Source organism: Idiomarina sp. UBA4206, from assembly GCF_002383015.1.
Classification (GTDB): domain Bacteria; phylum Pseudomonadota; class Gammaproteobacteria; order Enterobacterales; family Alteromonadaceae; genus Idiomarina; species Idiomarina abyssalis.
This window is the reverse complement of sequence record NZ_DFTS01000068.1, coordinates 1-8,116: the sequence shown is the minus strand read 5'-3', so window position 1 is coordinate 8,116 and position 8,116 is coordinate 1. Positions and strand designations below refer to the sequence as shown.

The 8,116-nt window shown below is 46.8% G+C and carries 5 protein-coding genes; 1 reads left to right on the top strand and 4 read right to left on the bottom strand.

Annotation, left to right across the window (positions count from 1 at the left end; genetic code table 11):
- The 4 genes from B3180_RS13725 to B3180_RS13710 form a co-directional block, all read right to left on the bottom strand.
- Nucleotides 1–2,770 (bottom strand): YjbH domain-containing protein (locus B3180_RS13725; protein ID WP_286845069.1); only part of this gene is annotated, 2,770 nt, incomplete at its 3' end.
- A gap of 8 nt (nucleotides 2,771–2,778) precedes the next feature.
- The gene (locus tag B3180_RS13720; protein WP_278358211.1) at nucleotides 2,779–3,462 is read right to left on the bottom strand and encodes a YjbF family lipoprotein; all 684 of its coding nucleotides are present in this window, start codon (nucleotides 3,460–3,462) and stop codon (nucleotides 2,779–2,781) included.
- 118 nt (nucleotides 3,463–3,580) lie between these two features.
- Nucleotides 3,581–3,952 (bottom strand): hypothetical protein, encoded by a 372-nt coding sequence (locus B3180_RS13715; protein WP_278361013.1) that lies wholly within the window; start codon nucleotides 3,950–3,952, stop codon nucleotides 3,581–3,583.
- 59 nt (nucleotides 3,953–4,011) lie between these two features.
- Nucleotides 4,012–6,648: an SLBB domain-containing protein gene (locus tag B3180_RS13710; protein WP_278358213.1), complete on the bottom strand. Its 2,637-nt coding sequence runs from the start codon at nucleotides 6,646–6,648 to the stop codon at nucleotides 4,012–4,014.
- Between the two features lie 270 nt (nucleotides 6,649–6,918).
- On the opposite strand from B3180_RS13710, the gene B3180_RS13705 reads away from it, so the two are divergent.
- On the top strand, nucleotides 6,919–8,097 hold the full coding sequence (locus B3180_RS13705; RefSeq protein ID WP_278358214.1) for a hypothetical protein: 1,179 nt from the start codon (nucleotides 6,919–6,921) through the stop codon (nucleotides 8,095–8,097).
- Nucleotides 8,098–8,116 lie beyond the last annotated feature (19 nt).

Below are 8,116 nucleotides of genomic sequence, written 5' to 3'. Positions count from 1 at the left end.
TAAAGCCAACGCGCTCACGGGTCGGACGCACGCTCATTAAGTCAAAGGGTATGCTAATAAAGAAGCCTTTGGTAAAGCTTCCTTCACCATACTCTTCCGATGACACATCCGTAAAGGCCGCATAAGCACCGGCAACCACACCGCTGTCAAAGCGTTTTTGCATGGTCACTTGTACGCCTTTGTCTTTCGCCAGGAACTGGCCAAAGTCTAACTGCAATAACGAATCAGACAACCATGGCATTTGATAATAAACACTGGCAAAGCCGGTGGTCACTTCGTAGTCTAAGAAACCACTGCCTCCTTCAAAGTCACGTTTACGAACCCGGTTTACATTCAGACCAAACGCCCAACGGCTGTCCACCTGTTTATACAGTACTTCCGCGCCTAAACCACCGTACATGCGCTCTAAATAGCCCGCATAAGCCATGGCGAACCAGTCCTGACCTAAGCGTTGATGGTAAGTCACTTGTGCTGAGTCTAGCCAAATATCGTTTTGCACGTATTTACGAATGTCGGTACGTACCGGCGGCAAAGCATCCTGTCCGCCACCTAAGAACAAGAAGTCGTCATAGTTAGTCGCTATGTTAAAGCCTACTTCACCAAACAACTCAACATTGTCACTCAACCAACGACGCCCAAAAGCATAAACACCCAGCTGATAGGTATAGAAAGTCTCAGGGTTACCAAAGCTTTGGTCGAGGAACGGCTTCAGGCCGTAACGGTTAGTGAACTTGTTCTCTGGGTTAAGTTTCCAGCTGTCATCGCCACGCTCAGGCATATCCGGCGACTCTAGCCGAACAAACAAGTCGTCCAGTTCGTCCACATCTTTACCCGGGTCACGGTTTAAAACGCGATCTTTAAATTTGCCTGCGTCAATTTTGGTATTCACGTTCGGATCAAACAGCGCCATATCGACCATATTGTAGGTTTTTACACTGTCCGGTAATTCCGCCGCCATAACACGAGCCGCCCGATCATAAGCTTCTTCACTATCACGGTAACGGAAGTGATACCCGTACATCGTCACTTCATCGTCTTCCGCCGCAAAGCGCGCTCCGCTAAACGCCATTTGTTCACGCATAGTGCGGTTCATTCCAGCCCAATCCACTTCGGCCAGCGACTCTTTACGCTTTTCTTCAGTAGGTACCACCTTGTCCGGCGTCACCTTTATCTGATTCAAGGTACTGAAGTTGGTGCGCAGGCTAAAGTTGAACATAAGCGTATTGCCGCGCTCGTAACTCAGTTGCACATCGAAGTAATCAGAAACCTGATAATTGGCACCAAAGTTCCAGCGGCTGTCTTGTTTTATAGGCACGCCAGCACGCTCGGTCGAGTAGTCGTTAGCGTCGTACTCTGCTTTCAGGCTCAGCGGCTCCCACGGAGTTTGATACTCTAGGCCACCGAATACGGCCATAGGGCCGGTAAACCAGCGATCTGCATCTAAGGTTCCTCCATTACCACCAACCCCGGTTTCACGATCGCAAAACTCCTTTGAAAGTTCACAGAATGGATTAGATACATCGTCATGGGTGCCCATACGCCCAAAGCCTAAACCTAAGCTGATATCCACCGGACCGAAACGTTTATTCGCCACCACGTATTCGGCATCACACAAGCCGGTGCCGGCTAAGTCACGGAAACCAAGGCTGACTTCCGGCAACCAGTAGCTTTCATTCCATAAGCGCGCCTTTATATCGAAACCTTTGTCCGCATAAATGTTATCACCACTAAAGTCAGGCACACTGCTGTATAAACGGTTTGGTATCTCTGTATAAAACGCCGTAGTTTCCAACCAAGGCAACAACTGCAAGCTAACCGTGTAACGAAGGTACTCGTCCATATCGGTATAGCTAAGCGCAAACGCTCCTTCCTCCATCATACGAGCCGTCGGGTTCTGCAATAACCCTACCGAACCATAGTCGTTATAACTAGGGGACAAGTCACGGCGCGACCAATGCCACTCTGAGGTGGGCGCTGCATTCACCTGATACACAGGCGCGTTAGTTGCTGAGCGAACCGATGTATCTGACACAAAATGCTTCAACAAACCCCGAATGTCGTCATTCAAGGACTTATATTTTGGCGGTAGCTGATTCGGCTCAAAGCCTAGCCAAAGAATATTGCCCGGCATAAGCTCGGTGTCACTTTGTTTGTAGTAAGCCCAGTTAGCTGGTTGCTCATCATCAACGGACACTACCGTCGCGATATTTTTGTTGTGTCCGTCAAGCAAGTCAGACTGCTCTTCAATACTATTCAGCCAATTCGCGACTGTCTTCCCTGTATAAAATTCGTATTTGCCCGGTTTACTGACTAAGCCATACACATAAATATGCTTTGGCCGCTCAGGCAAAACAAGAGAGTAACTTCCCTCTGGTAACAGTGGGTTGTCCGCTAAATTTTGACGCGCTTGCTCAATGCTTATGTGGCCCCAGTATTGTTGTCCCAGCTGCCAGCCTTTAATTTGCCCTTGCAGTATAAGCGCGGCATCGGCTTTGTCGGTTTCACGGCGGCCGCGCCAATAAGCTTCCAGTTCAGCCAGCTGCAAAAGCATATTTTGTTTCTTACGTTCTAATTCGGCAGCCTCATCGGTTTTAACCAGACGTACAGCCGGCCAATATACGTCCGCCAGAAGGCCTTGCTTCTCAATGGCATTCAATGCCTGCTTTAGTCGAACCGGCCCCTCAAATTGCACCTGTTTGGTTTCTGCGTTTGCCACGTCTGATTCCGCCAAAACGGCCATAGCGAATAAAGCAATAAGAATACGTTTCATAACATCACTCATTGGGCTGACTCTGAGTTATTAGTGCGACCTATCCAGGTGACCTGGGTAAGATTTAATAGCGGCTTATTGGGAATAATGCGTTGCTCGCTTTTTATAACATGACCGTCCGGCTCCACCCAGAACCGATTTACAAAGCGCTCGCCGGTTAGCAGAAACTTACCCGCTTCTTCTACCAAAGTTGCCATTGCCGGGCCATAAGGCATATCCAACTGCTCACGCTGCTTCACCGTGAAAGTCGACTGCACGTTTCGGCTAACACGAGTGCCGTCGTCGAACTGGTAGTCATAAGCGCGCTGCCAGGTGTTATTACAAGACTGAGGGGCTGTTACAATGCAGCGCAATGGGTCATTCTTTAAATTCGAAACGCTCAACAGGTTATCGTCCAGGCTTTGGGTGCGTGTAACGCGCCCATTCTCAAGAACGAAGGTCTCTTTCTCGGCAGTAATAAAATGGTACTTATTCGGTTTATTAACAAAGCCTAAAACAATCAGGCTTCGGCCTTTTCCCTGCCACTGAGCATACAAAGAGGTGTAAGGAAAGTTATCTATTTCCTCAGCGCTTAGCTCTGCATCTTCAGTGTCTTTAAACGCATATTCAACCGTTTCACGAACTTCGTCCGTGACGGCTGTACAGCCCGCTAAAATAAGTAAGAAACCAGCAAAGAGTCCGTTCCGAATCATAAGAAGTCTCACAAGTTAAGCTATCACGCATAAAAAAATACCGCCAAACGGCGGTATTTTATCACAGCTCTTTTAAAGTGTTCACTGCGAAGCGCTTCGCAACCAACACAATAAGCTATTACTGAGCTGGAATAGTAATAGTGTAGGTGTTAGTACCTGTACCAGTTACAGTCACGATTGGATCCGGATCTGTTGGTTCTTCAGGGTTGTCGTCAACTACTGGGTTTGATGAGCTGTCAGAAACAACTGCTACAGTTGCTGCTGCTGCAACACCTGCAAATACTAATGCCTGAGTTGACATGCCACCGATGCCAGCGCCTGATGCGCTTTCACCAGCGGTACCTTCTTGAGCCATTGCTGGTGCGGTCGCTAAACCCAACGCAGCAATAACTGATAATGCTAAAGTTTTCATAAAAATAACCTCACTCCCGAGATATTGATACATGTATCGCTGTAGACTGAAAACACTCCAGTTAACAGCAACTTTCATAGTATGTTTATACGCTGCTAAATGCAAACTGGATTTCTAAATTTACACACACTATTTTGTTAAATACTGTTAATAGCAGCAACCGCAACAGCCGTATTATACAAAATGGTGGTAACCTGTGACCAAAGCTCAAGATCTTCTGTGTAAGTTGTGTCCATAGGAACGATTATCGTATCCCCAGGACCTAACTTGCTTTCATTATTAAAGCTGAACCAGCTGCTACCACCTTTATGAAGCTCAATAGAGCCATCAGCTTTTACTATATAAATACGTTCTTCGTCTGCTTTTTCTCTTGTCCCACCACTACGAGCTATATATTCGCTCACACTCAGCTCAGGGTCAAAGCGATAAGACGTGGACATCTGAACTTCACCCATAATACTGATAGAGTCACTCATCGACGGTACGTGCAGTGTATCTCCATCTTTTAACTGGATGTCATTGGCACCATTAGCACTCAAAAGCTTAGGTAAATCCATAATCAAACGACCCACCGGCTCAGCCGACAGTAAATCCGCTAACAAGGTACGCATCTCACTGTAGGAGACCATGCTATCGCCAGTACCTGTCATCATATTACCGGCTATTTCTTTTTGCAGCTCTTGAGCAAGGGCTTGCTTACGCTCACGCTCCCTTTCACGAATTTCCTGGCGAGTAAAAACCGCCCCCTCAATAAACGCATGATCAGTGAACCCACCAGCGCGTTCTATTAATTGAGTAAGCGTCTCTCCTCTTTTAATTGCGTAGGTTCCCGGAAAACGAACTTCTCCACGAAGCGTCACTTCATAAGTACTTTGCCATTCAGGAATACTTAATACATTTAAACGGTCGCGCCCTTGAACAGGAATGTCAGCCTGACCGGAAAGAACATCCTTAAGCGAGACAGTCAAATATTCTGTCTGACCTGAGTCCTCGCCAAACCTGAACCGCGTTATCTCCGCACGCTTTAAGTAAGCGGAATCTTTAACACCGCCGGCGGCTTCGACTAAGCGACTCGCTGTTGCATTTTCCACTAACGGATAAACACCTGGATGATTCACTTCACCAGCCACATAAACTAACGGAGCAGTCCCCGCAGTCGAACGCTCCTGTTTTATCCTCAGCATAATAGGTTCTAACAATTTATCCCGAGAGTACTGAGCCAGCTTCTCTTCAGCAATCGTATCGTCATCTGCGTCGGGAGTACCAAACAACCGAGTTGCACTAGCGAGCTCTTGTGTACTTTCCTCAGTCGTTTTAACACCCTTTTCCTTAACTAAGTCTCTCAGAAACGCTTGACGGTATTCATTCAGAAGCTTTTCGCGCTCTTCTGCCTGGCGCTCTTGCTCTGTCAGCGTAAATCGAGACAGCTGCTGCTGTTCTTCTGCTTTCGTTTGGTAGCGGCTAAAAATAACAATTTGGTCACGCTCTTGCAGTTGTAAGTTCTCACCTTCAACGCCAGAAATAGCCTCTGCCACATTAAATTGATACAAGCTCAAGTCACGTTTCGCACCAGTTTCACGCACGACAAGACCATAGCCTAAATCAGCTTGCTCTAATAAGTCCTGACGGCTGTCAAGCAAAATATCGTTAATGCGAATGCCCGGCTTCCACTCATAATGCCCCGGGCGAGTCACCGCACCCACTAACAATAGGCTATTGTTAAGCGACTCTGACACCTGGCGAAGCGTTAATACATCACCGCCTTTCAGCGCTTTGCCCAACTCAGCATTTGAGGTTAAGTCAACCGTACTAATAACCCGCTGGCCTCGAACAATACGCTCGAGCTGTGCCGACGCTAAGTAAGCGTCGTCTTCACTACCACCAGCAAAATGTAATGCGTCTTCTAAAGTTTCATCGCCTTTTAGCTCATATAAAGCCGGACGTTTAACCTGACCTTTAACGGTCACCATGTCGCCGCGCGCAGGAATGAAAACAACATCACCACTTTGCAAAATGCGGTCGTCAGACGCGTCGCCTTTTAATAGCAAGTCGTACAAGTCAAAGTCTGCAATAACCTCGCCAGCACGCATTAAACGAATTGAACGCAGTGACGCAATGTCCGACACACCGCCGGCAACATACAGCGCCTGGCTAATGGTCGACAGCGAGCTTACCGTGTAGGAGCCCGGCTTGTAGGCTTCACCGGCAATAAACACTTGAATGGAACGCAATTCGCCCATAGAAACAGCGGCCTTGAAGCCTATAAGACGCTGCTTTACCTGATTCTGAATAAGATCCTGCATTAAGGTGTAGCTTAAACCGGCAACCGTCAGCTCACCCAGGTCAGGAATAACCACTTTACCTTCTCGGTCAATGGTTAAGTCGTAGGTGCGGTTTTCTTTACCAAAAAGCTGAACTTTAATGGTGTCGCCAACGCCCATAATGTAACTGGAAGGCACTGGTGCATAAGAGGTGGGTGCAAACGTTTTTGGCTCGCCGGAAAACAAGTCATAGCCGAATGCTTTTAACTCATCGTCGTCTCGAGTGAACTGTGCTTCTAAGTCTTCCGGAATTATAGGGTCGCCATTTTTATCAAAATGAGTACCTCGTGGGAAAACGACATCTTCTTGTTGCTGGCTCTTACTGCTTGAACTTGAAGAAGAGCCGTTTAACTGATCCAACATGCTGGGGTCAATACCAAACTGTCTGGCAAGGGCTTCCTGCTGGGCACGAGGCAGTTTTTTTAACTGCTCAATTTGAGCTTGGCTCGGCATAGACTGCGCATTAACTGTGGCTGAGCTTCCCACAGCGACAACAGCTACTAAGAGTATTAGACTCGACAAGAACGATTTCCAAGAAACCAATGCACTTCCCCTTTCTTTTTTATGCTTGTTTTTCTCTCAAATAATCGCCGCATTTTATAAGCTAAAATACAAAAAAGCTACGGCTGTGTTAGTTAAAATCATATTCTATTTTTGAGCTTGCGTTACAAAAGACATTATGATTAATTGCATATCCGCAGTTCAATAAAAAAGGATATTTTCATGCAAGGGATTAATGCCTACATTAAAGCTAACATCAGTGAGCTGGTCGACAACGAAAAACTTTGCTACGTTTCGCCGAATATTGACCCTAAGAAACTCAAAAACGCTATCAACGCTTTCAATTATGACGGTAATGAAGAAAGCATCCTCGCCATTATCGACACGAGTTTAATGAAAACCGCTAAAGAAGGCGCTCTTATCACCGGTCAACAATTAATTTGGAAGGATTGGGGCAAAGTCACCAATATTGAATTAGCAGACATACAGTTGGCTGAGAGTATTCTTAAAGAAACTAAAAACGATAAGGGTAAAGTTAAAACCGAAGACGCTGTTCGGGTTACTTGCGAGGCAGAAGCCGTTGACCTTGTTGGTTCATCAACAATGATCGACTACGACAAGCTTGCTCAGTTTTTAAATACCATCGCGAACGACTTTGACAGTTATGAAGAGCAAGCACAAATGCTCCCCATTGCCGACTTGGATGAAAAGCTCAAGCTCGCTTACCTAAAAATCATTGTAAACATGGCGTTCGATGACGACGGCGAAGTAGATGATAACGAGTTCACACAGCTTCTAGAGCTTATGTCGCGACTCAAAATTAGCCATGAAGGCCGAATGGCTTTACGAGAATATATGGCCGACCCGAATGTTCTAACACCTGAGTCCGAGCTCATAAAGGTTATCGATGAACTCTCACCTGACGGCATGCGCGAGTCTATTCATATATCCATAGCGAAAGATCTTATCCACATCCATTCCGCTCTCACCGATACCATTACCGGCGACTTTGACTATCTCAACAAAGTACGAAGTGCCCTGACCGTGGGTGACGACGAAATAGAGCTTGCTGTTGACGCCATCAAAAATGATAAAAAAATTCTGGATAGAGAATACACAGACGATCAAATAACAGCCAGCATTAAAGATCTCAGTGCGAAAGCCGCTGCCGTCGGTGTGCCCTTGGGGGCAGTTTATTTATCCGGCTCAGTTGTCGGTATATCGGCAGCCGGCATGACCTCAGGGTTAGCGACGCTCGGTTTCGGTGGTGCATTGGGTCTATCCAGCATGGCAACCGACATTGGCGCCGCTGTTATTCTTGGCGTTGTTGCTTATCGGGGCGTAAAAAAATTCACTCAGTCCGCCACAGAGGAAGGCGATAAGCGCAGAGAATTGATGTGACCTCTCCCCCAAAAATAGG